28 protein-coding genes and 1 pseudogene are annotated in these 26,914 nt (G+C 37.8%); 6 read left to right on the top strand and 23 right to left on the bottom strand.

What is annotated here, in order from left to right:
* The first annotated feature begins 38 nt into the window (after positions 1–38).
* Positions 39–446, top strand: coding sequence for an Hsp20/alpha crystallin family protein (locus tag BW986_RS16020; RefSeq protein WP_076368859.1), 408 nt, complete (start codon positions 39–41; stop codon positions 444–446).
* A 67-nt stretch (positions 447–513) separates the two neighbouring features.
* Here the strand turns inward: BW986_RS16020 and BW986_RS16015 are convergent, their stop codons facing one another.
* The 9 genes from BW986_RS16015 to BW986_RS15975 all read right to left on the bottom strand — a co-directional run bounded on the left by BW986_RS16015 (position 514) and on the right by BW986_RS15975 (position 9,040).
* On the bottom strand, positions 514–3,645 hold the full coding sequence (locus tag BW986_RS16015; RefSeq protein ID WP_076368858.1) for an SbcC/MukB-like Walker B domain-containing protein: 3,132 nt from the start codon (positions 3,643–3,645) through the stop codon (positions 514–516).
* Complete coding sequence (locus BW986_RS16010) at positions 3,642–4,787, bottom strand: exonuclease SbcCD subunit D (protein WP_076368857.1); 1,146 nt, start codon at positions 4,785–4,787, stop codon at positions 3,642–3,644. Before BW986_RS16010 ends, BW986_RS16015 begins: the two co-directional genes overlap by 4 nt.
* 162 nt (positions 4,788–4,949) lie before the next feature.
* Entirely contained in the window at positions 4,950–5,378 is a 429-nt protein-coding gene (locus BW986_RS16005; protein WP_076368856.1) for a DUF2621 domain-containing protein, read from the bottom strand.
* Positions 5,379–5,459: 81 nt separating this feature from the next.
* A complete protein-coding gene (locus BW986_RS16000; RefSeq protein ID WP_076368855.1) occupies positions 5,460–5,765 on the bottom strand; it encodes a DUF3219 family protein in 306 nt (101 codons plus the stop codon).
* A gap of 128 nt (positions 5,766–5,893) precedes the next feature.
* On the bottom strand, positions 5,894–6,121 hold the full coding sequence (locus tag BW986_RS15995) for a sulfurtransferase TusA family protein (RefSeq protein WP_076368854.1): 228 nt from the start codon (positions 6,119–6,121) through the stop codon (positions 5,894–5,896).
* A gap of 41 nt (positions 6,122–6,162) precedes the next feature.
* Complete coding sequence (locus BW986_RS15990) at positions 6,163–7,218, bottom strand: YeeE/YedE family protein (RefSeq protein WP_179086089.1); 1,056 nt, start codon at positions 7,216–7,218, stop codon at positions 6,163–6,165.
* Positions 7,219–7,401: 183 nt separating this feature from the next.
* Positions 7,402–7,878: a CcdC family protein gene (locus tag BW986_RS15985; protein WP_076368853.1), complete on the bottom strand. Its 477-nt coding sequence runs from the start codon at positions 7,876–7,878 to the stop codon at positions 7,402–7,404.
* Positions 7,879–7,991: 113 nt separating this feature from the next.
* On the bottom strand, positions 7,992–8,153 hold the full coding sequence (locus BW986_RS30275; RefSeq protein WP_179086088.1) for a response regulator: 162 nt from the start codon (positions 8,151–8,153) through the stop codon (positions 7,992–7,994).
* Positions 8,154–8,332: 179 nt separating this feature from the next.
* Entirely contained in the window at positions 8,333–9,040 is a 708-nt protein-coding gene (locus BW986_RS15975; protein WP_076368852.1) for a cytochrome c biogenesis CcdA family protein, read from the bottom strand.
* Positions 9,041–9,286: 246 nt separating this feature from the next.
* On the opposite strand from BW986_RS15975, the gene BW986_RS15970 reads away from it, so the two are divergent.
* Both BW986_RS15970 and BW986_RS15965 read left to right on the top strand, forming a co-directional pair.
* Positions 9,287–9,460: an aspartyl-phosphate phosphatase Spo0E family protein gene (locus BW986_RS15970; RefSeq protein WP_076368851.1), complete on the top strand. Its 174-nt coding sequence runs from the start codon at positions 9,287–9,289 to the stop codon at positions 9,458–9,460.
* A gap of 660 nt (positions 9,461–10,120) precedes the next feature.
* The gene (locus tag BW986_RS15965; protein ID WP_076368850.1) at positions 10,121–10,594 is read left to right on the top strand and encodes a DUF2975 domain-containing protein; all 474 of its coding nucleotides are present in this window, start codon (positions 10,121–10,123) and stop codon (positions 10,592–10,594) included.
* A gap of 50 nt (positions 10,595–10,644) precedes the next feature.
* On the opposite strand, the pseudogene BW986_RS29660 reads toward BW986_RS15965, so the two are convergent.
* Positions 10,645–11,564: pseudogene (locus BW986_RS29660) on the bottom strand (IS1595 family transposase).
* A gap of 238 nt (positions 11,565–11,802) precedes the next feature.
* Entirely contained in the window at positions 11,803–11,955 is a 153-nt protein-coding gene (locus tag BW986_RS29655) for a DUF4183 domain-containing protein (RefSeq protein WP_260320872.1), read from the bottom strand.
* Between the two features lie 528 nt (positions 11,956–12,483).
* On the opposite strand from BW986_RS29655, the gene BW986_RS15955 reads away from it, so the two are divergent.
* Complete coding sequence (locus tag BW986_RS15955; protein WP_076368849.1) at positions 12,484–12,882, top strand: DoxX family protein; 399 nt, start codon at positions 12,484–12,486, stop codon at positions 12,880–12,882.
* Positions 12,883–13,719: 837 nt separating this feature from the next.
* Here the strand turns inward: BW986_RS15955 and BW986_RS15945 are convergent.
* The 10 genes from BW986_RS15945 to yneA all read right to left on the bottom strand — a co-directional run bounded on the left by BW986_RS15945 (position 13,720) and on the right by yneA (position 21,826).
* A complete protein-coding gene (locus BW986_RS15945) occupies positions 13,720–14,841 on the bottom strand; it encodes an NADH-dependent flavin oxidoreductase (RefSeq protein ID WP_076368847.1) in 1,122 nt (373 codons plus the stop codon).
* A 90-nt stretch (positions 14,842–14,931) separates the two neighbouring features.
* Entirely contained in the window at positions 14,932–15,246 is a 315-nt protein-coding gene (gene trxA, locus BW986_RS15940) for a thioredoxin (protein ID WP_076368846.1), read from the bottom strand.
* Between the two features lie 47 nt (positions 15,247–15,293).
* Complete coding sequence (locus BW986_RS15935) at positions 15,294–15,680, bottom strand: IDEAL domain-containing protein (protein WP_076368845.1); 387 nt, start codon at positions 15,678–15,680, stop codon at positions 15,294–15,296.
* Between the two features lie 99 nt (positions 15,681–15,779).
* Complete coding sequence (locus tag BW986_RS15930) at positions 15,780–16,199, bottom strand: RrF2 family transcriptional regulator (RefSeq protein ID WP_076368844.1); 420 nt, start codon at positions 16,197–16,199, stop codon at positions 15,780–15,782.
* A gap of 1,063 nt (positions 16,200–17,262) precedes the next feature.
* Positions 17,263–17,478, bottom strand: coding sequence for a YneF family protein (locus tag BW986_RS15925; RefSeq protein ID WP_076368843.1), 216 nt, complete (start codon positions 17,476–17,478; stop codon positions 17,263–17,265).
* 84 nt (positions 17,479–17,562) lie between these two features.
* Entirely contained in the window at positions 17,563–18,003 is a 441-nt protein-coding gene (sirA, locus tag BW986_RS15920; protein ID WP_076368842.1) for a sporulation inhibitor of replication protein SirA, read from the bottom strand.
* A 297-nt stretch (positions 18,004–18,300) separates the two neighbouring features.
* A complete protein-coding gene (gene tkt / locus BW986_RS15915) occupies positions 18,301–20,304 on the bottom strand; it encodes a transketolase (RefSeq protein WP_076368841.1) in 2,004 nt (667 codons plus the stop codon).
* Between the two features lie 235 nt (positions 20,305–20,539).
* Complete coding sequence (locus BW986_RS15910; protein ID WP_076368840.1) at positions 20,540–20,773, bottom strand: DUF896 domain-containing protein; 234 nt, start codon at positions 20,771–20,773, stop codon at positions 20,540–20,542.
* A gap of 65 nt (positions 20,774–20,838) precedes the next feature.
* Positions 20,839–21,495 (bottom strand): YneB family resolvase-like protein, encoded by a 657-nt coding sequence (locus BW986_RS15905; RefSeq protein WP_076368839.1) that lies wholly within the window; start codon positions 21,493–21,495, stop codon positions 20,839–20,841.
* A 19-nt stretch (positions 21,496–21,514) separates the two neighbouring features.
* Positions 21,515–21,826 carry a cell division suppressor protein YneA gene (yneA, locus tag BW986_RS15900; RefSeq protein WP_076368838.1) on the bottom strand — a complete coding sequence of 104 codons (312 nt, stop codon included), beginning with the start codon at positions 21,824–21,826 and terminating at the stop codon, positions 21,515–21,517.
* A gap of 155 nt (positions 21,827–21,981) precedes the next feature.
* Between yneA and lexA the strand changes: the two genes are divergently transcribed.
* Positions 21,982–22,605: a transcriptional repressor LexA gene (gene lexA / locus BW986_RS15895; RefSeq protein WP_076368837.1), complete on the top strand. Its 624-nt coding sequence runs from the start codon at positions 21,982–21,984 to the stop codon at positions 22,603–22,605.
* A 249-nt stretch (positions 22,606–22,854) separates the two neighbouring features.
* Here lexA and BW986_RS15890 read toward each other — a convergent pair whose 3' ends face one another.
* Positions 22,855–23,445: a glycoside hydrolase family 73 protein gene (locus tag BW986_RS15890; protein WP_076368836.1), complete on the bottom strand. Its 591-nt coding sequence runs from the start codon at positions 23,443–23,445 to the stop codon at positions 22,855–22,857.
* Positions 23,446–23,798: 353 nt separating this feature from the next.
* Here BW986_RS15890 and BW986_RS15885 point away from each other — a divergent pair, with 353 nt between their 5' ends.
* A complete protein-coding gene (locus tag BW986_RS15885) occupies positions 23,799–24,086 on the top strand; it encodes a hypothetical protein (RefSeq protein WP_076368835.1) in 288 nt (95 codons plus the stop codon).
* A 716-nt stretch (positions 24,087–24,802) separates the two neighbouring features.
* Here BW986_RS15885 and BW986_RS15875 read toward each other — a convergent pair.
* Entirely contained in the window at positions 24,803–26,353 is a 1,551-nt protein-coding gene (locus tag BW986_RS15875) for an esterase/lipase family protein (RefSeq protein ID WP_076369052.1), read from the bottom strand.
* Positions 26,354–26,914: the final 561 nt, after the last annotated feature.

Here is a 26,914-nt window from a genome sequence, read left to right as displayed (position 1 = left end):
TACATATAATACCTCAAAGGAAAACCGGGGGTATCAACATGCAAGACAATCAACATGGATCGCAAATGAATGAGGTTGAAAAGTTTGATGAATGGGTAAAAAGTTTTTTTCTGGATCCGGAAACTTGTGCGTTGGATCATCAACTTTTTTCAATTGATATATACGAAAGTGACGATGAGTATATGGTGGAAGCGGTTTTGGAAAATCATGATGTGAAAGATATAAAAGTTTGCCTATGTGATAATGAGATATCGATCATCGTTGACGATACTGATAAGCCAATTCTTGAAAAAAAAGAAGATACACTGCCAACACAGAGAAAGATCCCTTTCCCCTTTTCGATTTGCTCTCGAAGAATTACCGCTGAATTCTCGAATCCGATATTGGTGATTCGCATCCATAAGTTTTCCCCCGGAAAAACGGCTGAAGATATTAACATTGAATAGTTCTTTCATAAAAATAAAAAGAATGGCCTAGGGAACCACATCTCCCTTAGCCATTCTTTTTTCTTGATTATCCAGCAAAGTAAAAGGACGTTCGACTTCCATTTTGTGTCGAAATGACTTGTAACTGTGCATCGATTCTTTCTTTCAATTCCGGCACATGGGAAATTATCCCGACCAATCTCCCGGTACTTTGTATATCCATTAATGCTTCAATCGCATGATCAAGAGATTCAGGGTCGAGCGTACCAAAACCTTCATCGATGAACATCGTTTCGAGTGAAATACCGCCAGCGTTCTGCTGGACAACATCCGCAAGACCCAAAGCAAGTGCAAGGGATGCCTTGAAACTCTCACCTCCCGAAAGGGTTTTGACATGCCTCTCATGTCCTGTATATTGGTCATACACAGATAGCTCCAGACCGCTCTGGATATTCCTGCGTGTAGGATCAAGCTTTCGCAACAGCTGATATCTGCCGCTTGTCATTTTCAGCAGCCTTGAATTGGCTTCTTTTAAAATATCATCTAAAAAGGCTGCCAGTACATATCGTTCAAACGTTATTTTGAAGGAGTTTTGACCTTTGGAGATTTCAGACAGATGACCGACGATACTGTACCTTTCATCTAAACTTTTCTGATCTTCCCTGATTTGCGCCAATTTCCTTTCGATTTCTTCGTTAGTCCGAATTTCAGCCTGTAATTCATTCTGATTTTGGCGTAACGACTCCAATTCTCCATCTATGAAATCGAAAGTCTTTTTCAATCCTTCAAGATCTGGTTTGGTCACATCTTTTAATTTCATTTCCATATCATGAAACAGACTTAAAACACTTTGCCAATTTTGATTATATTGTTGTACTTGGTCCTCCAAATTTCCTAGAGCCGCTTCCGATTTTTTTGCTGCCGTATATTCTTTATAATTGGAAAAGCCTTGATTGGTCATATCCGTAATTAACTTTTCCCGCTCCTCTTTCAATTCTGTATTCAAGGCCTCTATATTTCCACTTAAGGATTCTTTTTTTGCAATGATGGCCGATTCTCTTTCCTTCACAAGTTGGAGGTTTTTTTGTGCATCTTCCAAGGCCGATTGTAAGCGTTTCTGTGTATTTACTGCCATTTGATAAGCTTCATTATATTCTTCTTCAGTCCGTATTCCGTCTGGCAGGGAATCGGTTAACCCTGTTAGTTTTGTAGAGTTTTCAATATACCTCGTTTTCCCTTGGTCCTCTTTTCTCTCTAAAGAGATCATATTATCCTTAAGCTGGGATGCTTTCTCTTTTAAATCCTGCAACCTTTTTTCCAGATCATTTAAAACAGACTTTTTCCTCATCAATTCTTTTAGCTGCTCTTGCAGCATTTTTCCTTTTTGTACAAACTGTTGCAAATGCCCATCAATATTTTCACACCTAAACTCCGGCATGTCATTTTGTAAGTCACTTAACTTTTCTTGTGAAGACTCTACCAGTGCATCATATTTGGATTTCGCTTGATAATATTCACTTTCCGCTTGGCTTTTTTGTTGTTCTGCCGTTTTCAGCTTGTTTTCTTGCTCTTTCAGTTCCAAATCCATCGGCATATGCTCATGCAATTGCGCTGGTTTTGGATGACTTTGCGAACCGCACACAGGACAATTTTCCCCAGAGTGCAGCATGGAAGCAAGCATACCCGCTTGGCCAGATCTCCAGTTTCGGTTCAGGGTTTCCAGTCTTTCCTTCTCCTGAATTTGTATTCTTTGTAACTCTTGGAACCGATTATCCTTATCATCCAGAACTCGTTTCGTATTCTGGATTTCATAAAGAACTTCTTGAAGCTTTTTTATCTTCGATAACGATTGATTATTTCTTTCTGCTTCAATTTCCTGATCACGATAAAGAACAGCCGCTTTTTCCGCTTCTATTTTTTCTTGAGCGACTTTCTCCGCTTCCGCCTCGATCGACAGCTGTTCCGAAACAGTTTTTTCACGAAGTCGTTTACTAGTTTGCCACTCTTTTTCATCTAAAGTAACCTGTGCTTTTAAGCTTGCAAAAGTCATGACAGCCTCTTTTACCTGCTCAAGCTGATGAACAGTTCGGACTGCCTGCTCTCTTTGATTATCCTTCAACTTTTCCTTATCATAGGACTCCTGCTTCTCGATGCGCTCAATCAGTAACTTCTCGGACTGCTCACTTAACTTTTGAAGTTCGGCATTCGCATCTTGTACTTGTTTGCCTATTCGCAAATAGTATTGTTCCTGCTTTTCAAGCGAAGCCGCTTTGTGTGCCATTTTTATTTGGACTTTCACTAATTCCATTTCTGGCAGCTTTGCTTCAAGGGCCTCCTTTTCATTTCGCAGTTTTTCTTTTTCCGAAAATCGGTTTAATAAATCGACAGCTTTTGAAAGTTCTTGATTTACTTGGTCACGAGCTTTCTGCTTTTCCTGTATTTGTTTATTTATATACTCATTTTTTTCTGCCGCTTTCAAAAGAACTTCCTGTAACAGCGGTAGAACCTGTTGTTCATTAGGCTCTTCCCCTTGTATTTGTGCCTGTAATTCTTCATTATTGCCAGGCTGGATGCCTTTCATTAATTCAATTCGCCGCTGAGCACTTTTTTCACTTTCCTTTTTTAGGATGGAAGCCTCTTCTTTTAATTTTTCTTCTATTCGTTTATAAAGTTCAGTATGAAATAATTTCTGGAGAATCTGTTCTTTATCCTTGCTGTCGGATGTTAACAGTTTTCGAAATTCATTCTGAGGAATCATCAGGATTTGCCGGAATTGATTAGCGTCAAGTCCAATGAGTACTTTGATTTTTTCTTCAACTTCCCGTACATTTGCTCCAAGCAATTTTTTTCCTTCGGCCAATATCTCATATAATTCAGCCTTTGCTCCAACCGTTGTTGTTCCTTCACCTGATTTTTTCCTGCGTTCCTGCTGCGGGGACCGGGTCACCAAATACGTTTTTCCACGCAAGGTAAATTGTAACGAGACTTCCGTCAAAATAACATCTTCGGCAAACTGACTTCGTAAATCTTGCCCGCTTCGATCTTCACCACTGGCTTTTCCATATATTGCAAAACTAATGCCATCAAATATCGTTGTTTTCCCTGCGCCTGTCTTTCCAGAAATGACAAACATCGTCCGTTCTCCAAGGGAATTAAAGTCAATGGTTTCCCTTCCTGCATATGGTCCGAATGCCTGCATCGTTAATATATCCGGTCTCATTTCAAAGCCTCCTCTTTCTTAACAGCCTCAATTACCGATACCATCAAATCCTGCTTTTGAGAATCAAAGTCCCGATCTGTCATTTCTTGATAAAACGTTTCAAACAGGTCCAATTCTGATTTCCGTTCATCTTTTACAGAGGAAAAAGATTTTTTTCTTCTAAGGTCGGTCAAATCCCATTTACGCTCCAGATGTAGTACGTTCGGATAAATCTGGCGCAAGCGGTTAATAGGATCGATGAGTGCCCCCTCATCATTTAATGTTATTTTCAAATAGTCATCCCTTTTTTGCGATTGATAAAAAGCGGAATCAAGCAACTCTTCCATCGATCCGGATATTTCCCTCATATCGAACTTGGGTGCCAAAGAACGATAGCGTATATCAAAGCTCCCACCTTCATGCATATCGACGATGGAAAGCGATTTATTTTGCTTGGCCTCGGAAAAAGAATATTTTAATAGTGATCCAGAGTAAAACACCTTAGGATGACGTATTGCGTCTGGACTATGTAAATGCCCAAGTGCCGTATAATCGAACGCATCGAATAAGTCGGCTGAAACACAGCCGGAGCCACCTACAGACAAGACCCTTTCCGAATCGCTCGTTTTTCCGCCTAATACAAAAGCATGTCCCACGAAGACATTCGGCTCATCCTTATTGAAATTCTCGGCAATCGTTCCGGTTATCCGCTTCATCGCTTCCTGATGGGAATGGATACTATCATCTTCAAAAAGATGGCGGACCGTCCCAGGTTCTGCATATGGAACACAATAAAAGTTCACGCCTTTGATACGGACCGGCTCACATGATTTTGTCAATTTCCCATGAATGTATAACTGACTATGACGATACCATGATGAACCGAATGCGAGTCTTTCCGCAGAATCATGGTTTCCCGATATCGCAACGATCGGAGTATTCATTTTCACATTTATCGTATAGAGGATTTCATCAAGAAGCTCCACCGCTTCAGTCGGCGGAACCGAGCGATCATATAGATCACCGGCAATCACGACCGCATCCGGTTTTTCCTCTTCGACAATTTCTATGAATTGCAAGAGTGCATGCCTTTGGTCATCTGTCATATGTACACCGTGAACGATTTTCCCTAAATGCCAATCAGCCGTATGGATAAATTTCATAGTTTCACTCCGTCCTAATTTTTACTTACTATTATTATATCAAAAATTTAACGAATAGCATGGTTTGGGTACAAACGTTCTAATTTTTACCACACTGCCACATTCTTTTGAAAGATTCAGAATAAAAAAAGCAAACTCCAAAAGAGTCTGCTTTTTTCAACATTAGCTGAATAAATGTTCATATGGACCCATATTCACCTTTCTTTCAGCCAATTTTTTTTGTAAAAATTTATGGTCACGTTTTGGTGTGGCAATGATATAGCCGCGTATCACTAAATCTTCCGTAATATCGCCCGCTTTTTCCTTTAACGCCAACTCTCCGATTTTCCCAGCGATTTTATGACGTGCAACATCACGAAAAAGTTCTGGCACAGGGCTCACTAAATCTTCCAGTAATTCCTTTTGCTGCTTTGACCATAAGTGCCTTGTTTGTTCCAAATAGTATTCTTCCCAATCCATATCGGATTTCCCATCTTCTTTCGGAAATCTTTTCAGGAACTTCCGAAACATGAAAAAGCCACCTATGCTCATCAATATAATTAAAAGGGCTACCCAAAATAGAATAAACCATAAAAACCATCCACTAAGCAAAAGTACCACCTCATATGTATAGAATGATCGTCACTATTATTATAGACAGTAACCCATATCTTTACAAGACTGGCAATGCAATCATTCCTGACCGTTCACTTCCAGCAAGACAAGCGAAAATTCCCCCACGGCATTTTCTTCATATAGATTCGTGACCGAAGTTGCGTAGTTAAAGATCTCTGCTCGAAACTCCTCGTTTGACTGTGGAATCTTTAAATCAAATACCATTTGATAAAGCAGTGTTGTAATATCATGATATTCACTATGTGTAACCTCAAAATTGAAACTGACTTTTCTGATTTCCTTTCCTTCAGAATCCTTTACAGTTTCAGAAAGAAGGTCAGTGACATGAAGTGGAACATCGTTTAAAATGACCTTGTCTACCATTATCAACATCTCCTTAATAAATTGGTTAAAGACATGTTATCACTAGAAACTTTCAGCTCCAATTATTTAACCTCGAAAAAACAAAAAAACGTGCACAGGAAACCCGAACACGTTTTCTTCAAATCAGTTTACTTTCCCTTTTTCACGATTATACGCCATTTAGCGTCATCGATTTGCTCAAACTCCGTGATTCCATGACCTTCGGTAGCAGCCCAACGCGGTATGCTCTCGGTTGCTTGTGTGCAATCGAAATTAATGATCAATTCCTCTCCTATTGCCATGTCCACTATCGCTTCTTTTGCTTCCACTAAAGGGAATGGACATACCATTCCAGTCGTTTCCAATACTTTTGCCATTTATATTCCACTCCTCGATTTAAAAATTTTCGACTCGTATCTTATGCCGCTTTGGATGCAGCAGCTGTCTGCTTTTGCTTACGGATAATCGTGAAATAAGTTGCTACCCATGTACCCAGCAGGAAAAAGACAATCGCGATCCAACCCTGCCAAGCAAATAGCGCCGAGTTCACTAGACCATTTCCGATTGTGCATCCCCCGGCAACACTTGCACCGAACCCCATGATTACACCGCCCATTGCATTGTTACGTAACGTTTTCATATCAGGCAAACGCCAACGGAATTCCCCGCTTCCTTTGGCAGCAATGAAAGCACCGAGGAAAATACCCAATACTAAAAACGTACCCCAATCGATTAACGCATCATCTCCTGTTATAAGGAAAGTTAGAATGTTCGCGGAAGGAGCTGTAATTCCCAGTCCGAACATCCTGCCTGTCATAGCGCTTAGCGGCCATGCCACGATCGCAATAAGGCCGACCAATAATGCCGTAACAAAGGGATGCCACCTTTTCTCGAATAAGATGTGGGCCAATCCCGTTTTTTTCGGTTTCATTTTAAAGATTGGAAGTTTCGGTTTTTTCAATTCACGAATCACCAATAGGCCAACCAAAAGAGTCACAATAATAACAAGCACCCATGGCGAAACATTTAATGTTTCATGAATATACGTATCACTTGTACGATAAGATAACAGATTATCTCCAGCCACTTTCCATACACCATATTTCGTCATAGCTGCCCCTAGCATATATCCAAAAAGAGCAACCCAACTTCCGATCATGCCCTCTCCGGCACGATACCATGTTCCAGTGGCGCAACCTCCTGCCAGAACCATGCCAATACCAAAAATAAAGCCACCCACGATTGTTCCCAACCATGGAAAACCATCATTTCCAAACTGAATGACCCCTGTATCATTCAATGCATAAACACCAATACTTTGTATTGCTATTACAATAAATGTAGCTAAGAACATCCGTCCATCTTTAGCTAAAATCAAATCACGATATGCACCAACAACACAGAAACGGCCTCTTTGAAGCACAAATCCCAGCAGTAAACCACAAATAATACCGAACAGAATCATTTGTAACATGAACCGTTTCCTCCTTAAGTAAAATATTATAATACTAATATAATATAATTCAGATAAAATTACTAGGTTTTTGGATGAATTTTTTTATCCTCATGAAAAGTTTCCAGGCAAATGAAAAACCTGAGTCATTTATCGACTCAGGTTTAATGAATGTTCCTTTGATTACATCCTACAGTACATGTATTACACCATGCTACTTCTGCCGAAACTGGCTGCTTTAACTTTTTTATATTGATAAAGCATGGCAATTCTCCACGGAACGATCATCGCAAAAGCAAGTAAGAAAAACATTCCGCTCAATACACCGATTTCAATCGTGCTTCCCAGCATCAGTTTTGCCACCAGTCGAATCACCATGAGACCAATCAATATGAATATGAACGCTTTAGAGCGCAAAATATAAATTTTTTCATCTCTAACTTCAAATTTAGATGTTTTAATCAATAAGATGGAAAATAACATCCCTGCAACAAGAGCCTCCATCAATTCGTATCGAGTCACCCGGAACATCGGGAAAATGAACATCAAAGCACCCGTACTCATAAAAAGCGGCGGTAAAATGATTTTCTTTTCATTCACTGGTTTTTTCGTTTCCTTCATCCGTAACATGAAAACACCTATAGCCATCACAATCGCTATACCTGTTGATATATATATCATCTCTTAACCATCCCTTTAAACTAAAAATAGGTAAATACCATTAAAATTATATATGACTTCAATTTATAAACAAAGTATATATTACCTATTTGAGATAAACAAGGAGAGTGTTATTAATCAAGCGCCGTTTTTATGTCATCCAATACACTGCCATCATCAAGATGCTTGACGTTAAAATCTTGCGCCCCAGCTTCTATATCCTCGACAATCATTTTTTGCTGACCCATGGCAGAGCACATTAGCCTGAAATTCCTTCTTGATTTCTTTAACGGCATCCAGCCCGCTCAAGATGGCATGTGAATACCCATCATTAGATCAGGATTAGAATTCGATATCATTCCATGGCTTCTCATCCATTCCCGCCCTCACTGATCAAAAATTAAAAAATCACATCATAAAACCTAATTAAAGATTTTCAATTTTGAATTTTATTGAAAAAATAGCTTATTATGGACTAAAAGCCGGTAAAGCCACCGAATAGTCTAGACAGGACTGCGATTATTTTGGTCATCCAATCAAAAAACAAAATCACACCCATTACAATCATTAAATATCCGCCAATCTTCATGATGTATTGGCTGTACTTTTTGATCCATGTCAATTTTCCGACAAAGAAGGATAATATGAAAAACGGTATGGCAAATCCTAAAATATAGGCAGTCATATAGCTCATGGCCGCACTGGGATTAGTTGCACCCAGTGAAATGACAGCACCTAATAGCGGACCTGCACAAGGGGTCCATCCAGCCGCAAAGGCAAGTCCGATTAGAATGGAGCCTATATATCCGCTAGGTCGGTTCTTAAATTCAAAACGACTGTCTTTCATAAAAGATTTCGGCTGAAAGATTCCTACAATGAATAAACCAAAAATGATAATCAGGATGGCTCCAATCTGACGAATTAATTCTTTATAATTCGAGAAAAAAGAACCTAGGTATGATGTGCTAAACCCTATTGCAATAAAAACCAGAGAAAACCCAAGAAGGAAGAATAAAGTATGCAGCATGCTTCTTCTTTGGAGCATGGCGTTCTCGGATTTGATTTCACCAACACTCATACCAGTGATATAAGATAAAAAGGCCGGATATAGCGGTAAGCAGCATGGCGAAATAAAACTCAGAAATCCCGCCCCAAAAGCTAAAAAAATATTAATATCATCCAAGTAAGCTCACTCCTATGTATGTCAACCTATAAACATTGTAACAAATAAGATAAAAAAATACATTTATGGAACTGTGAATATTTCATGACAACCAATTGCTTATAACTGGATGGGGTGACGGATCAAGTTAACTTATTTGTATTCATTAGTCCAAGCCGATATAATTGTTATATTCATACATATTTTACAACGAACACATAAATTAAGGGTACCTTGAAAAAAAGTTGGGGCCAGAAAGGAAAGATAATGGCTAAAAAGAATGAATTTCTCGAACAGATTGAATTAAAGAGAAATGAACTTATCAAGATTGTCGCTAAAGATGGCTTAAACTCGCATGTTGCCGTGGAATATAGTCAGCAACTTGATCAATTATTAAATAAATATAATGAACTTTTTTATAAAACCGGTACAGGTTTTTAACTCAGTTCATCTCCCATAGATAACCGCATATGTTATTATATGAATTATTTTGCTGTCAATCTCCCCTTTTTACATTCATTCTCAATTTGAATACTTAGGCATGACCTTTGCTATATAAAAAAACAGGCAAGCGCTATGTGCGCTGCCTGTTTTCCTGTTTTTTTATTTAAAATGGCTGTTTTCTCAAAGTTGTAGCTATTAGAGGTTAAAAATAAAAACAGAGTTTATTCTTGATAGATCAACTCTGATTATTTAATAAAACAACTCTCTTGAATCATAACTTTAATGATATCTCCCAATTTTTAAATAGCTCTATATGTACAATAATCAAAAGAAAATAAAATTTTAAAAAGCTTAGGAATCAAATTTGTCGTTGTATTCGACATTCAATAGATATCATTTGTGGCAGTATGTTTATTGAAGAAATGAATAAAGTCGCGCATATTTCCTTCTTTTTATAATTTTTGATTTTAAACAAAATGCCCCTATTGTTATGTTACTTTATAATAACACTTACAATAACTGAAGTATGATTCCCACATATAATTAAATTAATATTTAAATAACAATAATAATATAATGGAAAACAAAATAAATTTATTGATAAACGATAATAAATATACTAAAATCATATTATCATAAATCAGTGAGGTGCTTTAAATGCCTGTTAAACCAGATTCAACTTTTTTCTTAAGAGTCGTTGCTTTTCTTATTGGAATTGCGGTACTTGCTGTGTGTATATATTGGTTACCTCAAGCAGCTATAAGAGATGCGAAAGTGCGTCCAGGAGATTACTCGATATATCCATTGTTAGTATGTGCGTATGGAATATGCATTACGTTTTCTGTTGCTTTGTATCAAGCATTTAAACTATTGAGCTATATCGATAAAAATAACGCTTTTTACGAGTTATCCCTTAAATCCTTGAAGGTTATAAAAAAATGTGCTTTTACAATCATTTTATTCATTTTGTTAGGAATAGTTTACTTAAGGGTGCATTCTTATTTCACAGGTGATGACTCAGCAGGTCCGAGAGCACTAGGTCTAATAGGGATTTTAGCAACAGCTATCATCGCTGCCATTGTGGATGTACTTCAAAAGCCATTAAAAAATATCCTAGGAAAAAAGAAATAAAAATGTGAGGTGTTTATTTTGAAAGTATAATAACTTTTTTTCCTATATAGTTAAATGGGCCTTTTTCTAAGTGTCTCTACTGTGAATTAGTTGGATTTTTTTGGCAAGCTGAAATAAGCATTTGGTCTATTCGATTTTCAAATGCTAACTTTTTATGTGACTCAAGCCAACTGTACCAGTAGAGGTATTTGTCTAAATAATGTGTTCCAACGCCTTGAAAACGTTCCATCCATCCTTTTAAACGACGGTGAAAATTATTAACGTGCTGTATGTGGAGGATTGTATAGCAAAGAAGTAGGTTCTATACATTCCCCGAAAACCGCATCAATTTCTTCAGCTTTTACACGACCTCTTCCTGCTACCCTTGCAAAAATATTACCAGTACGATCTAATGCAACAACTACAGCAATTTTTAGGTTTGAGATTCATCTTTTTTCATCTTTTTCTCCGCGTTTTTTGGGTTTTCGATGTGTAAATTGACGCCCTTTTAATGACTCTCTAAAAAATGTTTCATCACTTTCTACAATACCGGATAACTGATTAAATCCTTGACTTCCTAATGCATTCAAAACTTTATGCCTCCAGTAAAATGCAGTAGATATATGGATGTTTAATTGTTCAGTTATTTTAGGCAATGTTAATCCGTTTATCATCATTTCAATGTATTTCATCCATTTGTCAGGGTAACGGGAACCCGAGACTGGCGTATTTGTCATATCATTGAATGTTCTTCCGCAATTCTTACATAAATATCTTTGTCCGGAACGATATTTACCATTACGTTTAACAACAGTGCTGCCGCAATGAAGACATCCCAAACCAGACGAAAAACGAGATTCTCTTATATTCGTAAGTAATTTGTCTAATTTATATAAACTCTTTGGAAATAAATCTTGTTGCATCGCCTTAAAAAGTGCCAACTGATTTTTTTATCTAATTTACTGAAATCTTCATAAACATATCTCCACATTTTGAATACCTCCTTGAAACTACTGCATTATATTCAACAATAATCTGTATTTTCAAGTGAGCAACAATCTATACGAAAACAGCCTTTAAAATAATGCATATGAATCATGTTACAATATCGGATGTCGGTGCATAGTTTGTCACAACAAGAACAATAGGAGATCAGCTAAGATGGAAAAACCGTCCGGTAACAATAATCACAAGACTTCCTACCCCAAAGGCACCTGGTGTGTATGTTGTTAATTCTCCATTTGCAGCACCCCATTAATGAACACCTCATATGAACTGTTTTCAGTACTTAATGCAGGAACAGTCGCAGGATCACCAGTATCCGAGAAAAAACTTGCTCGATCAATTGAATGCGTGGTTGTGACAGTCGATGCGGCAGTCACCTAATAAACTAATCAATCGGGCGCCCTAAATAAGGTAATGCCAGATCCATCAAAGGTATCCTATATGAATCTATAAATGGCATTTTAATCACGAGTAAATCAGCCAAATTCACGAGTAAGATAGATGTAAACAGGAGAGCATTCGTCTGAAGACCCTAATTGTGGCTGTTACTCCCAAAATATTCATGATGAAGTCTCCTACAGAACGATAAAATAATGTGTTACGGTTTCTGAAAGCAGTACCATCTCAAAAAGCAAAACTTCCTCCCATCCAGATTTGCATGCAGTTCGCTGTAATTGTGGTGGCTGACAGTGAACATTCCTCCTCTTTTTCTGAATCGGTCTCATCCTTTTTATCCACGGCAATCATTCAAATTAAAATGAGAAAATTATATTTGACAAATCGCTCGAAAAATATTATCTTTAATTAAAGATAAATTAATTCGAGATAAAACCCTTACTTTTTTTAGCATAAATCTTGAATTAAAGATATCTAAATTAAAAATAAAATTCCAGGAGGAATCATAAATGATTGGTATAGGTTTATTAGTTATACGTGTAGTAATCGGATTATCGTTTGTTGGACATGGAGCCCAAAAATTATTTGGATGGTTTGGCGGACATGGCTTGAAAGGTACAGGTGGCTGGTTTGATTCGATTGGCATGAAGCCAGGAGTTACCATGGCCCTATTTGCAGGTCTATCCGAGCTTATTGGCGGAGCTTTATTTACTTTAGGTCTCCTTACACCCTTTGCAGGTATATTAATTGCACTAACGATGCTCGTTGCGATCGTTAAAGTCCATGGAGCAAATGGCTACTGGGCAACTCAAAATGGTTATGAATATAATCTTGCCGTTCTTGCAGTGGCGATTGGCGTTGCGTTAACCGGAGCTGGCCCATACTCACTTGATTCTTTTCTATTTTAAGGAAAGCTTGAGTTTTATAATCCCTACATTATGAAAAACACGGAGTTGGATAAAACCACTCCGTGTTTTTCTCTCTATTGCTCAAAAATTTTTCTATTGGTTATCAAAGCTTATAACTCGAGTAATGGATACTCCGATTATAGTGTTGAGTAAATAGAAACATAGGTTGTCCCATATTTAAATTAAATGGTTTCAATATTGAAATGCCAACTACCTGTACAAATGAAATTTTGGAATGAAAACAAAAGTTCATTTTGAAATATCATTTCTACAAACTGAAACTCAAAATCAGGAAAAATAGAGTAAAGTAATAATGAGAAGGATCATAACCCTGATTCTTTTGATTCAGAGAGGATACTCCTTAGATAAAAAACATTAATATATGTTTATTTTACCATTTTTGGATGTGGCACATATTTTATTGTCCAATATACCCTTTATGCTTGGTTTTACTAGTAGAAGAATATACTTGATCTTTCCATAAGGCTGTTTTCGCTTACTTTGTTGCTATTTTCCAAATAAAGCGGTGTGGTTGATTTCCCCTCCAGATGCTCGCTTTCCGCGGGGCGGGCGGTGAGCTTCCTCGGCGTAAACGCCTGTGGGGTCTCACCTGTCCCGCTGCTCCCGCAGGAGTCTCCAATCAACCTTAAATCGTTTCGTTTTAAAAACAACGATCTTTACGAAAAGAGCCTTCCATAAACATAAAAACCCCCGGACTAAGGAACACTTTTATATGTGTGTCCGTTGTCAGGGGTTATTATTCCAAGTATATTCATTCCATAATGGTTTTGTAAAACCACTATGCATTTTTTATTTCACTAATATATGAACGTCTATTTATTCAATCCCTGGAAACCATCCTGGAGAGTGGATGATCGCTTGCCATAGTGGGTCTGGAATATCAAGTTGCTGCTGATTATCCTTGTTTATTTTTGTCACGATCTCTGCTTCCCTGCCTTGTTCCACTTTTTGTACCCATTCAGGATCGATAATGATTTCACGGCCTAATGCGATTAACGGAACACCCGATTGCAGTGCTTTGATCGCATCATCCGCTGTATAGATGGAACCAACACCAATGACAGGTACTTGGTCTCCGATACGTTCTTTTATAATTTCTATCCGAGGTCTGTCAACCTCGGCTCCCCTTCTTGCTTTCGACCAGAAATCCATTAATGAAACATGAAGATAATCAAGATTCTTTGTTACAAGTCCATCAATTAATGTAAGGGTATCATCCATGGTAATTCCTGGTGTTTCAGGCTCCTCCGGTGAAAAACGATATCCAACGATGAATGGATCCTTGGCATGTTCAGCAACAGCCTTTTTCACTTCATCTACAACCGCTAATGGAAAAGTCAGACGCTTTTCAAGGGAACCGCCCCACTTGTCTTCACGCCGGTTTGAATGAGGCGAAAAGAATTGCTGTAGCAAGTAACCATTTGCACCGTGAATCTCGACACCGTCAAATCCCGCTTCAATGGCACGTCGGGTGGTTTCACCAAAGTCGAGAATGATCGACTCAATTTCCTTTTCAGATAGTGGACGCGGAACTGCCTTCCCTTCGCCTTCCGATGGGATATTGCTTGCACTGACAACATCGCCATTTACTAATTCCGGTGGTACCTCACGTCCGCCATGAAAAATCTGAAGAATTGCCTTTGCACCTTTCGCTTTAATCGTTGATGCCAAACGACTTAGACTTGGTATCAATTCATCCTGATCTCCGCCAAATTCCCCATGAAAACCTTTGCCATTAGCCGTAACGTAAGTACATGCCGTTATAACCATGCCGACCCCGCTTGACCTACGTTCATAATAGTTAACTTCGGCGTCGGTTACAGTCCCATCAGGATTAGAAGAGAAATTTGTCATTGGCGCCATCACCAATCGATTTTTCACTTCTAATTTCTTTCCTAAATTGAACGATTCAAATAATGGTGTATATATAGAATTCATTTAGTAATCCTCCATTTAGTTACTACCATGTTGGTTGGTATAAGTCCTTAATTCACAATACACATCCGCATATTATGATAATCTTTATGATCATGCATATTTTGTGATTAATGCCGAAATGGCTTCTTTTGGCTGGAAGCCAATAGCTTGATCTACCTTTTCTCCATCTTTGAATAGAATTAGAGCTGGAATTCCCATCACTCCATATTCGCTTGTCGTATCTGAATTTTCGTCCACATTAAGTTTTACGATCTTAACCCGATCACCCATTTCCATATCAATTTCATTAAGCACTGGAGCAATCATTTTACACGGACCGCACCACGGTGCCCAAAAATCAACCAATACTAAACCTTCCTTGATTTCACTAGCAAAATTATCATCTGTTACATGTTTTATCGTCATGATCATTTCCTCCTTGTATTATCCGAAATATTTATGGTCTTTACTCATCATCTATTTAAATCATGTTTAGCGATTCTATTTCCCGGGATAAGAAACTCTGATTTCCTCGAATTTATTTTCGGATGGATTTTGATGGATTCCAATTTACCGGATAACTCCATAAACCATGTTTCATCTTTAGAAAGTAACGCTAAATCAATTAAGGCCAAAAGATGATTTTCGTTACTGATTTCTAGATCCGGCAGTTTTTCAGTCCATTTACTCGGAATCCAAATCGATTTCCCAACCGCTTTTTCATTGTCACTTTCCACCACATTCACTTTAACGATTTCTCGATTATCACTTACCGTTTCAATGAAACCATGGATAAGTTCCCCGTCTCTTGATTTTCCCTGTACCCAATCCCCATTTTTGAACTGAACGTTTTCAACCATTTCCTTAACACCCCTTTTATGTCATTTGATATTTAAACTATAGTTATTAACTGTAATAATAAAATATACATTTAGTGCAAAGAAAAAACTAAATCAATATCATGGACATTGTTTAATTTTTTCCAAAAAAGTGCTGAGGGTTATATCTTCTAAATATTTTTCAAAATATAATTCAGCTTCATCGAATATTTGATTCATGACTATCTGGGTATTGGAAGATATGACACATTTTTTCTCCGGATCACCTGTACACCACTTCGGTTTCAAGGTCCCATGCGAAACGGTTATATAAATATCTGCCAAACTTACCTCTTCGGGGTTACAGTCTAGAATATAGCCTCCGCCAACACCTTCTTTAGTTTTAACAAATCCTTTTTTTCTTAAGCAGCTCATCATTTTCCGAATCCTTGCCGAATTTGTACAAACATTTTCTGCGATAGACTCACTGCTTGCCATATGATCTGGTAGATAAGCTAAATAGACCAAACTATGCACAGCTATGGTAAAATCACTATTCACTTTCGCATCCTCCTCAAGAAGATTACTGTAATAATAATATTTACAGTTGATAAAGTCAAGTCAAAAACTCAACAGCTTCCATAACTGTGTTGATTAATTTATTATTGTAATGAAATCCCCCTACACACAGGATAGAAGGAATGATTTTTAGAGGGATATCTCATTGTTTGAGAAAAATTCCATGCTGTATATGCCGATATTAGATTAACCTATATTGCTCACTTTTATCCTGAGGATGATAATAACCTTTTGAAACCATTTAACCCAAAAGAAGTTAAATAACCTTATACCAACATTTCAGATGATATGATCGTAAAAGTTACAACTTCAGCGTTTTGAGCTTGATTCATCAAAGTTTCCAAATAAACCAACGGATTATGTTATTTGCCACAAGCCAATGGGGGCTGTCGGTGTAAAAAATCCTATATAAAAAATAAGCACCCGACCAAATTCAGGTTAATTGCTTTTCTATTTATAAAGTTCATTCCAAAACACCTATTACTTTGTTGTTTACCTCTAATCAATTTTATATATTAACTAACTCTTTATTGGTTAGTGCTTAAATAAAGGATTAATAGAAAAGAGATTATTTTTTACATTTACATTTAGATTTCCATTTGAATTTAGATTCCCATTTGTTGTCTTTAAATTTACTTTTGTGTTCAAATTTATGTTCACATATAGGAAACCACAATTTACAAGTATCCTCAAAGCATTTTTTCACAAAATCATTTATCATTCTAACACCCTCCTTAATACTTTATATGCATCTTTTGATAGAAGGTGTGGACAAGTATTTTTTTAAGTTTGATTGTTTATTTTTCAAAATAAGAAAGCCCTTCCATAGAACGAGGACTTACCTTACAATTCCAAAACAAAAACCACCATTACTGAATCATTCATTCAGAAAAAGTGGCTTAAGAAACAAAAATGAAAGATAAACCAAAATTTTATATAAAATCGGTGGAAGAATTCAATCTAAAAGAATCAACCATTTCGATATTATATAAAATTTTGCATCCAATCTTCCAAGAACATTGATATATCAAGGTTTCATGCTATCTTATTTTGTTTGTTGTTTATTCATGGCGCTCAACATTTGATTAATTTTCTTTTGGGATGGTTTCATACCCATTTGCATCATCATCATTTTCAACATCTGTTCGTTAATTGGCGGATTTTTCTTTAAGTAATCCATCATGTATTTACGAGCGATGAAAAATCCCAGCACTACTCCAGCAATCAATGCCAGTACGCCAACTAGAATGTAAACCCACATACTATTTCCTCCTTCATGTTGTCTAACATCAGTGTACTAGACCAAAGGTTATTATACAATACCCGCTACCGAAAAGTCCCCCATTTAGACAAATTTTCTTTCTTTTATCGGTTTTAACCAACCGTATTTTTCATGTTCAAAATCAATGGCCAGGAAACTCGCTTCATATTTTCGAATACTTTCAAAGAAAGCGGTCTCCGCTTCATAATCTCCTTCAGCTTTAAGCGTAATGGACTCATTTTGAATGATTAACACGGCTTTACTTGTTCCGTTTGTTTTTTCTAAATAGTATTTTCCATTTTGAGTCCAATAATTCATCTTTTTTTGCAAACGTTGTTCAATAGCTACCTGCAACTGATTAATCGGGACTGTTTTGGTGACGTATTCGATTTGTTTTTGCAAAATACTCTTCAGTCTGCCCCTTGCTTGAATATACTCCAAAAACAAATTGAAAAATAGCTTTTCTCTTCCATAATAATGATGGGCAAATTCATCTTCGATTAAATAAATTTGATAGGTTCTCATCAGCCAATGCCTCCTAGCTCTCCTATTTTGGTCACAAAACATCTAACCACCAGGACCCTCTCCACTATTTTCCACTATTGATGACTTTCCCCTTTAACTGACACATTTAAACGAAATTTATTTATTCTCATTATATATTGACAAACTAAAAAGATATGTTGTTTGCTGGAGAAATTTTCTTCTTTTTTTGTCGAATAGAAGATTTCCTTTCGAATAGGAATACATTCAATATAAAATAAGATTGTTTTTGGTAAAAAAACTGACACCAATCCAGTTGGTGTCAGTTCCCCATTACTATTATTTAAGCATTTCCTTAACTCGAGCAACTACATTTTCTACAGTGAAACCGAATTCCTCCATGATTTTACCGCCTGGTGCAGAAGCTCCAAAATGATTGATGGCCAATATTTCACCCTCATCACCTGCATAACGATCCCAGCCAAATGGTGAAGCCACTTCGATAGCTAGACGTTTTTTCACTGCCGGATTGATTACGCTTTGTCTATATTCTTTAGATTGAGTTTCAAAACGATCCCATGATGGCATGCTGATTACCGAAACATCAATTCCTTCGTTCGCTAAAGCTTTCTGTGCTTCCACAGCCAAGTTCACTTCGGATCCTGTCGCAAGAAGTAATGCATCGGCTACTTCTTTCTTAGAAGCAGAGATGATGTAAGCACCTTTTGAAACACCTTCATACGCAGTTTCGGAAGTGTCTTTTATTGTTGGCAATCCTTGACGAGTCAGTACAAGTGCAGTTGGTTTATTTGTAGACTCCATTGCCACTTTCCAGGCTGCTGCCGTTTCATTGCCATCAGCTGGACGAATTACCCCTAGGTTAGGCATTGCGCGCAATGATGCTAATTGTTCGATTGGCTCATGAGTCGGTCCGTCTTCCCCTACAGCAATGCTGTCATGAGTGAAGACATAGTTTACAGGCAGTCCCATTAGTGCTGCCATTCTTATCGCAGGACGTAGATAATCAGAGAATACAAAGAATGTTCCTCCGTATACTTTTAATCCACCATGAAGTGCCATTCCATTTAAAGCCGCACCCATAGCGAATTCACGTACACCGAACCATATATTACGGCCACTGTAATTACCAGGTAATAGATCTGTCTCACCTTTGATGGCGGTATTATTAGATCCGGCTAAATCCGCAGAACCCCCGATGAAGCTAGGGACCTTTTTGGCAATCGCATTTAGTACTTCCCCACTTGAAGCACGGGAAGCCAATGTCTTACCTTCTTCATAGACTGGAATTTCCTGATCCCATTCAGCAGGCAGCTCACCTTTGATGGCAAGCTCCAATTGCTCTGCTAACTCAGGATGTGCTTCTTTGTAATTTTTAAACAATTCATTCCAAGCTTCTTCTTTTTGAGCGCCTGCATCAACAACAGCTTCATTGAAATGTGAATACACTTCTTCCGGAACATGGAAGTCCTCTTCGAATGTCCATTTATATGCTTCTTTTGTCAATTTCAGCTCATCTGCACCAAGAGGAGCGCCGTGAACAGCGGATTTACCTGAACGGTTTGGTGAACCGTAACCAATAACCGTCTTCACTTCGATTAATGTTGGGCGTGCATCGTCGGTTTTCGCTTCTTCAATCGCTTTAGCAATTTCCTGAAGATCGTTCCCATCCTCAACGCGGATATATTGCCATCCATAAGATTTGAACCGGTCTGCCACGCTTTCACTAAATGATTGACTTAAGTCTCCATCAAGGGAAATATCATTAGAATCATATAAAACAACAAGTCTTCCTAGTTGTAGATGTCCAGCTAATGAAGCGGCTTCTGCAGAAACACCCTCCATTAAATCCCCATCTCCACAAATGCTATATGTATAATGATCGACAACATTATAAGAATCGCGGTTATAGCTTTCTGCCAAGTGGCGTTCTGCCATTGCCATTCCGACTGCCATTGCGATCCCTTGTCCAAGCGGCCCAGTAGTAGCATCTACACCAGCCGTATGACCGAATTCAGGATGTCCTGGAGTTTTACTGCCCCATTGGCGGAAGCTTTTCAAATCATCGATAGATAAGCCATAGCCTGATAAATGAAGAAGGCTGTATAACAGCATAGACCCATGACCAGCTGAAAGAACAAAGCGGTCTCTATTAAACCAATCTGGATTTTTCGGGTTATGGTTCATATATTCGGTCCATAGTTTATACGCCATCGGCGCTGCACCCATCGGCATACCTGGATGGCCAGAATTAGCCTTTTCAATTGCATCAATCGATAGTGTACGAATCGTATTAATAGAAAGTGCATCTAATTTATCTAACATATCGTAAAAACATCCCTTCCTGTAATGTACCTCTTTATATTATAGTGACAAGCCTAATATCACAACTAAAATCACTATTTACTGCATCAATATTGCAATTTTCCAGAAATAAGAGAAGTCCCCTATTTAGATTAAACTAAATAGGAGAATACATACATGAATGCACTCTCTTTTTACTCCTAAATGCTAATAGAATCCTCAAATGGAATGTTCCATCATAAGAATCCAAGCATTATTAATGTAAGTTTCTTTTCTCTTTTATATTTTTTATCTTTTGAGGAGTGACGTCATTACCTTCTGGATCCACGACTTTCACATGCTCCAACGTATTGGTCATGGACTTTCTGAATGTTTCCAAATACTCACTTCTCAATTGGGTTTGCTCTTTCGCCTCAACTTCCGTCAAACCTTCAGCCTTTGCCTTTTTAGAAAGTTCATTAATACGGGCTAATTTTTCTTTTGATAACATAATTTCGCTCCTTCTTAATCTGCGGATATTGTCATGGTATTAAAAAAATAGCGAAATTACAAGTTCTATGATTGACTTTCCAGTGTATTCAGTTGATGTTCGAGAAAACGCCTGTTCACAGTAGCCTTAGATACATTGTATCCAAAGCCCCTTAAAGTTGCTGCGATTTCTGCAAATGTCAATCCATTGGCCCGGAGTTTAATAATTTCTTCTATAGGAATCTCCTTACGGTCCCTTCCAGTGGAATTCCTTTGATTCTGAAGATTTTCTTGAGGACGATACCCTTTTTCAACGGCCCTTATCATCCCGCGTTTTATTTTAAGATTATGTAATTTCCTTTGATATTCTTCTACAATTCCGACTATCTGGATGACCATTGCATCCGAATCCGATAGCTCAAGTTCCCCATCGTGTGAGAGCGTATAAATTTTCACATCTTCTTTAAGGATGACATGGAAAAGGGCTATTTTGGCATTTCCTCTTCCCAGTCTTGTTTCGTCCTGGATTAATAGCACTTCAGCTTCCTTGGTTTTAAATAATTCGAGCATGTCAAAAATGCCATCCCTATTCAACTCATAACCACTTGCCTGTTCTTTTATTATGGAAATGACTTCGACATCCATCTTTTCTGCCAATTTGACTAATTCATCTTCCTGCCTTGCCAATGATGTTTCCTGTGACTCTTTTTCTGTGCTGACCCTACAATAGATTACCGCTTTCATAATACCCTACCTTCACTGCTTACTGCTCACTGGCCAAATTCTGGACAAGTTCTTCCCCTTTAACCGGTATGACGATGACTTGACCAGGTTTAATCGAATCCGCCCTTACTCCATTATGCTCTTCTATCCAACCAATGAATTCTTTTTTTGTCAAATTTGCTTCTTCATATTCTTCGGCAATTCCCCATAGGGTGTCACCTTCACTTACTTCTATAGAAAGGAAATCATTTTTTTGATCATTGTTCAATGTACAAGAGAATAAAATTGAAAAGATGAATACTGATCCCGCTAATAGAATCGTATAAATATAATTTTTGTATAATTTTTTCATAAATATCCCTCCAAAGCGAATGTTCGTTCGTATGTTATGGTCAAATTATAATACGAACGTTTGTTTCAGTCAACAACAAAATTCGAACTTATGTTTGTATAGAGTTGGGGGCCATGCTATAATATAGCAAAGAACATTGGGGAAGAGGTGCACAAATGACTAAACTATCAAAACGGCAGCAAGATATTCTTGATTTCATTAAAGAAGAGGTTCGCCAAAAAGGGTACCCACCTTCCGTACGGGAGATTGGTGAAGCAGTGGGACTTGCATCAAGTTCAACAGTTCACGGACATTTATCCCGCCTGGAAAGTAAAGGCCTGATTAGACGTGACCCAACCAAGCCAAGGGCCATTGAAATAATGAATTCGGAGGAAGCGAGCAATATTCCCAAAGCCAATGTCGTGAACGTGCCGTTACTTGGAAAAGTAACAGCGGGCATGCCCATAACGGCCATCGAGAACATAGAAGAATACTTTCCGCTTCCCGAAAGCATGGTTCCGCATGATGACCATGTATTCATGCTGGAAATCATGGGTGAGAGTATGATCGAAGCTGGAATTCATGATGGAGACTATGTCATCGTTAAACAACAAAGCAATGCCAATAATGGAGATATCGTCGTGGCCATGACGGAAGATGATGAAGCCACTGTAAAACGATTCTTTAAGGAACCGGATTACATAAGGCTTCAGCCTGAGAACTCAAATATGGAACCGATTATTTTACGAGATGTTTCGATACTTGGAAAAGTAATAGGCTTATATAGACAAATACACTAAAAGCGCTAACCGCGCTTTTTTTGTTTGTTTAATTTATGTCCCTAATTCTCTCAATATGCATATGGTAGAGTAGATTTTGGTATTTTTTTAATAGAATTTATTTTCATGGGAATATTACATCTTTTATCTCGGACCTAATGGTCATTATCCCTCTTAATATAAATACTTTGGAAAAGCTCATTCAAATAAAAAATGAGAGCGTTAAAATACCGCTCCCAGTTAAAATTCATTTCACTCTTAATCTTTGGTTCACTTTAATAAGGTTAGGATCGACCAAGCCATTCCACTGTTGAATCTGCACTGTGCTGAACCATATGCTTTTGCACTCACAGAGACGGAGTCCCCTTTTTTGACAATATGATAAACCTCCTCGTTGCTTGCATCATATTTAGTTAAAGCGCTTGCTTCGATAAGGTTCACCCGTTTTTCGGTATATTTCGGATCCGAGGCATACCCCGTATCGAATATTGCTTTAAGTGCTTTTTTATAATCTTTTTCTCCAATGACAGCTGTATATAGACTTCTATTCCATGAAGTCCCCTTTGCGTATAGATTGGCAAGATCTCGAAGACTTTCTTCCCAAGATGGGTATTTTCTGAATTTGTTCCATACTTGAACGGGCACACCGTTAACGTATTCCATTGTTTGGATAATGACAGACTCGCCCTTAAAGTCACCTTCTGTACCGAATATATTTTTTCCTTGACTTGCTAATAGGCTTGTCCCATATCCACTCTCCAAGCAAGCTTGTGCAATGACAACCGAAGGTAAAATATTAAATTCCTTTTGGATTTTCTGGGCATAAGGAGCAATGTTTCCTTGCTCATTAGAACCTCCCATTAGTAGGTATTATCTTATTTTTTACTGTTTATCTTCATTCATATCGTATTCTTAACCATGAAAAAAGTTACAGCTTGTCCAACAAAAATGATTCCGTTATTTCGTTTATTATTTTTGCAATAGATAACCTTCCGAGTTTTATTAAACCATTCCCTCCCCCAACCGGAAAAAGCCGTCAAACCATATAATTATATGGATTGACGGCTTTTTAAACCGAACTTTGAAAATCTTCAAAACCTGGTTGCATGGCCTTTTATTTATTAGTTTTAAATATGAATTTATTTATTATTGTATAAAGCCTTGATAAAAAGTGAAAATTAATTTTGAAAACTTCAATTTAAGGTGGTGAAATCATGGACTTCCCAACCATCCATACAAACTTTTGGGATGCAGTAATAGCCATTCCTATCATCATGATTCTTACTCAACTTATTAAGATCATGTTTCATATTCATCCAAAATTCATCCCTTTGATCGCTTTGGGTCTTGGCTTATTCATTTCCATTTTCATCAGTCATCGTCATCATTTGGTTGCAGGGATTTTCATGGGCTGGTTTTATGGATATGCAAGCATTGGCAATTATGCTGCACTTAAAACGGGTATTTTGTCTTATAGAGAAACTTATCAAAAAACAGAATAAACCCCTTGTCTCTTGTATTGCCAGGACCCAGCTTGCTTCTATCCCCATGGAACATCAGTTAAATTAATATCTATATTAACAATTACTACCTGAATGTTTCCTTTGTCTAAATCACCAACTACCATGTTAACCATAACATTAAACATTACCCACAAAATTCCTTTTCAAAAGATGAGGTATCAATTTGGTGAAAAAGGAGGTTCGGAATGCCCTTATCCCGAACCATGATTTTAAAAAGAAAACTAGGTTATGCTTCATTTTTTTATTTGTTTATATGGATGAAACCCTCACCTGATTTAAGAGATTTACGACGCTCTTGCCGAAAGACTGACTAACCGAGATCCATTAGATGCATGCTTTGATGAGGCTTGGCAGAAAGTCAGTGAAAATGGAGGCGATTTTTCAAACTGAATGCTTTGTTAGAAAGGCTGTTTTCGCATACTTTGTTGCTATTTACCAAATAATGCGGTGTGGTTGATTTCCCCTCCAGATGCTCGCTTTCCACGGGGCGGGCGGTGAGCCTCCTCGGCGTGAACGCCTGTGAGGTCTCACCTGTCCCGCTGCTCCCGCAGGAGTCTCGCACTTCCGCTCCAATCAACCTTTAATCGTTTCGTTTTAAAAACAACAATCTTTATGAAAAGAGCCTACAGAAAAAACTATAGGCAAACTGACTTTTCTTTGAATTTGATACCTGCTCAATAAGAGAAGGCATTTCACTATTTCTCGATATAGACCGAACGTATCAGCGTCCGGGTTCTTTCAGTGCCATCCACATTTTTTTCCTTGACATCAATTGTTACATTATAAACACCTGACTTAGGTACTTCTGGAAGGGTACCAGTAAATTTTTCGGTCTCCAGTACCTTAATTGAGCTTTTCCCATTAATTTCATTACCGGTTTCATCTACTAAATGAACCAAAAATGTTGTGCTAATGGGCGTTTTTTTACCATTCATTGGATTCTTTATTGAAAATTTTGCATCTTTTTGCTTAACTTTTCCGGCAATGCTTAATGTAATGGGATTCTTTTCGTTAAATTGTGCTGTGAACAGGTAAGCGTCTTTTGGTGATTTAGTCTTCATTCGTACTATCCAGTCACCGATTTCGAGCTTGTTCCTATTGAATGATTGGATGGTTGCACCATTAAAAAAGGAAGTTTCATTTTTGGCTGAATCAACCTTTAAGGAAGGTGAATACTTTTTATTGGATGGAGAGATCAATTCAACCTCGACATCATCCGAGGCTGTATATATGGTAATATTACCCGGGGCTGTTTCATTTACATGAAAACTTTGTTCAGTCCAAACATTTTGTTTCAGGACATCACCCAGAACGGTTTGAGCTAGTGCGGTTGTAATGACCTCATCTTCAACTCGTTCTTTATAGCTGACATTTAATCCTGGAATATCAGCTGTGGAAGTACTCCTTAAATAGGGTTCAATTCTTGAAAATACAGCTGAACCGATTCGAATATTGTCGTGGTCAAAGTTGGGATCCGTAAATAAATGTGTTGCGTACGGTATTTTTGTACTCCATACATTTACTAGACCATCATTTTCGCCATAGGAAGATAAATATTGTCCACCCATTGATAAAGCAGAAAGAACCGGGCCTCTGTTCATACCCGCCACAGTGAAATACATGTTTTTACGAGAGTTAACATGGTTATCCGTGACAGAACGGAATTCCGCCATTTTACCAACTTGTAAAGAATAAGTTCCATCATCTTTTTGACCTAATAGGGAACCAAGCCAGCCCGCATACCAGCTATAAGCCAAATCGGCAAGGTAAGAACCATGATGAGGGGAAGCTAAAGTGATGACCCTTCCAACATATTGGTGGGCTCCATAGTGTACTAGAGCCGCTTGAGTGTCTGCCCCCCCTTTGCTGTGAGCTATAATATTTACTTTTGCGCCTCCGAAATGGTTACTGATTTCTGAAAGCATTTGGGCTAAAAGCCTTCCATTGTCATATTGGCTCACAGATCCATTTCCAGCTGAATCATGAAGCTGAACAAAAACCGTTTGGTAGCCTGCTTCATACGCTTTGGTATACATATCATTGATTCCATGATATTCCGTTTCACCGTACCAACTGGTCGAACTGCTGTTTCTCCCTTGAACAAACACGATCGGTGGTTTCTCTTTATCAAGATTGGGGGGAGTGCTTCCAAGAAACCAATCCCCTGGGCTGAAAGTTTCGGAGGGCGGCTTCAATTTCCCTGCTGAGGAAATATCTGGCTTAGCCATAATTAATATGGTTAGCATGAGGACAAGAAAAACGACATAATTGAATACATTTCTTTTCAAATGTTATCTCCTCCAATATCCTGTGGGATTTTTTCGAACTCATCCTATTATCAATGTCCCCTTCCCCGGACTTCCATAGCCTTCATTATTATATAATTGTACTTTTGCATACCATTACCTGCCATGTTCATAAAGATGGGAGAAAAAAACTAGAAGAAGTTCATTAAAAATGGAGATAAAGTATGAAGATTCGCTTTCAGTCATTTAGGTATGCAGTCTTTTTTATTTCATGAAGTCGTAATTACGGAGGAAATCGGATTGCTTCAAGTTCACAAAAATGAGAACAAGCCCTTATCCTGCAAAGGATAAGGGCTTGTTCATCCATATTAACTTTTCCTTCGAATTTGCCATTGTCCAATTGCTCCTATTCATGGTGTTTTGAAAATCCGTTCTATACATTAATTAAATAAAAATGTTTCACAACAATTGGCTGTCATTCATTGGGATCTCAGTATCAATCGTCCATTTTATATAATTTATCAGCATACAGCCCTTTTATTAAGGAACACCCAAGAAGTT

The organism is Peribacillus simplex, from assembly GCF_900156045.1.
GTDB lineage: Bacteria > Bacillota > Bacilli > Bacillales > DSM-1321 > Peribacillus > Peribacillus simplex_D.
This window is presented reverse-complemented; position numbering and strand designations above follow the sequence as displayed.

Bases quoted from the DNA above. Each gene is read 5' to 3' on its own strand.
- BW986_RS16020 (WP_076368859.1), top strand. From the start codon at position 39: ATGCAAGACAATCAACATGGATCGCAAATGAATGAGGTTGAAAAGTTT.
- BW986_RS16015 (WP_076368858.1), bottom strand. From the start codon at position 3,645: ATGAGACCGGATATATTAACGATGCAGGCATTCGGACCATATGCAGGA.
- BW986_RS16010 (WP_076368857.1), bottom strand. From the start codon at position 4,787: ATGAAATTTATCCATACGGCTGATTGGCATTTAGGGAAAATCGTTCAC.
- BW986_RS16000 (WP_076368855.1), bottom strand. From the start codon at position 5,765: ATGGTAGACAAGGTCATTTTAAACGATGTTCCACTTCATGTCACTGAC.
- BW986_RS15995 (WP_076368854.1), bottom strand. From the start codon at position 6,121: ATGGCAAAAGTATTGGAAACGACTGGAATGGTATGTCCATTCCCTTTA.
- BW986_RS15990 (WP_179086089.1), bottom strand. From the start codon at position 7,218: ATGTTACAAATGATTCTGTTCGGTATTATTTGTGGTTTACTGCTGGGA.
- BW986_RS15985 (WP_076368853.1), bottom strand. From the start codon at position 7,878: ATGATATATATATCAACAGGTATAGCGATTGTGATGGCTATAGGTGTT.
- BW986_RS30275 (WP_179086088.1), bottom strand. From the start codon at position 8,153: ATGCCGTTAAAGAAATCAAGAAGGAATTTCAGGCTAATGTGCTCTGCC.
- BW986_RS15970 (WP_076368851.1), top strand. From the start codon at position 9,287: ATGGCTAAAAAGAATGAATTTCTCGAACAGATTGAATTAAAGAGAAAT.
- BW986_RS15965 (WP_076368850.1), top strand. From the start codon at position 10,121: ATGCCTGTTAAACCAGATTCAACTTTTTTCTTAAGAGTCGTTGCTTTT.
- BW986_RS15955 (WP_076368849.1), top strand. From the start codon at position 12,484: ATGATTGGTATAGGTTTATTAGTTATACGTGTAGTAATCGGATTATCG.
- BW986_RS15945 (WP_076368847.1), bottom strand. From the start codon at position 14,841: ATGAATTCTATATATACACCATTATTTGAATCGTTCAATTTAGGAAAG.
- trxA (WP_076368846.1), bottom strand. From the start codon at position 15,246: ATGACGATAAAACATGTAACAGATGATAATTTTGCTAGTGAAATCAAG.
- BW986_RS15935 (WP_076368845.1), bottom strand. From the start codon at position 15,680: ATGGTTGAAAACGTTCAGTTCAAAAATGGGGATTGGGTACAGGGAAAA.
- BW986_RS15925 (WP_076368843.1), bottom strand. From the start codon at position 17,478: ATGTGGGTTTACATTCTAGTTGGCGTACTGGCATTGATTGCTGGAGTA.
- sirA (WP_076368842.1), bottom strand. From the start codon at position 18,003: ATGAGAACCTATCAAATTTATTTAATCGAAGATGAATTTGCCCATCAT.
- tkt (WP_076368841.1), bottom strand. From the start codon at position 20,304: ATGTTAGATAAATTAGATGCACTTTCTATTAATACGATTCGTACACTA.
- BW986_RS15910 (WP_076368840.1), bottom strand. From the start codon at position 20,773: ATGTTATCAAAAGAAAAATTAGCCCGTATTAATGAACTTTCTAAAAAG.
- BW986_RS15905 (WP_076368839.1), bottom strand. From the start codon at position 21,495: ATGAAAGCGGTAATCTATTGTAGGGTCAGCACAGAAAAAGAGTCACAG.
- yneA (WP_076368838.1), bottom strand. From the start codon at position 21,826: ATGAAAAAATTATACAAAAATTATATTTATACGATTCTATTAGCGGGA.
- lexA (WP_076368837.1), top strand. From the start codon at position 21,982: ATGACTAAACTATCAAAACGGCAGCAAGATATTCTTGATTTCATTAAA.
- BW986_RS15890 (WP_076368836.1), bottom strand. From the start codon at position 23,445: ATGGGAGGTTCTAATGAGCAAGGAAACATTGCTCCTTATGCCCAGAAA.
- BW986_RS15885 (WP_076368835.1), top strand. From the start codon at position 23,799: ATGGACTTCCCAACCATCCATACAAACTTTTGGGATGCAGTAATAGCC.
- BW986_RS15875 (WP_076369052.1), bottom strand. From the start codon at position 26,353: ATGCTAACCATATTAATTATGGCTAAGCCAGATATTTCCTCAGCAGGG.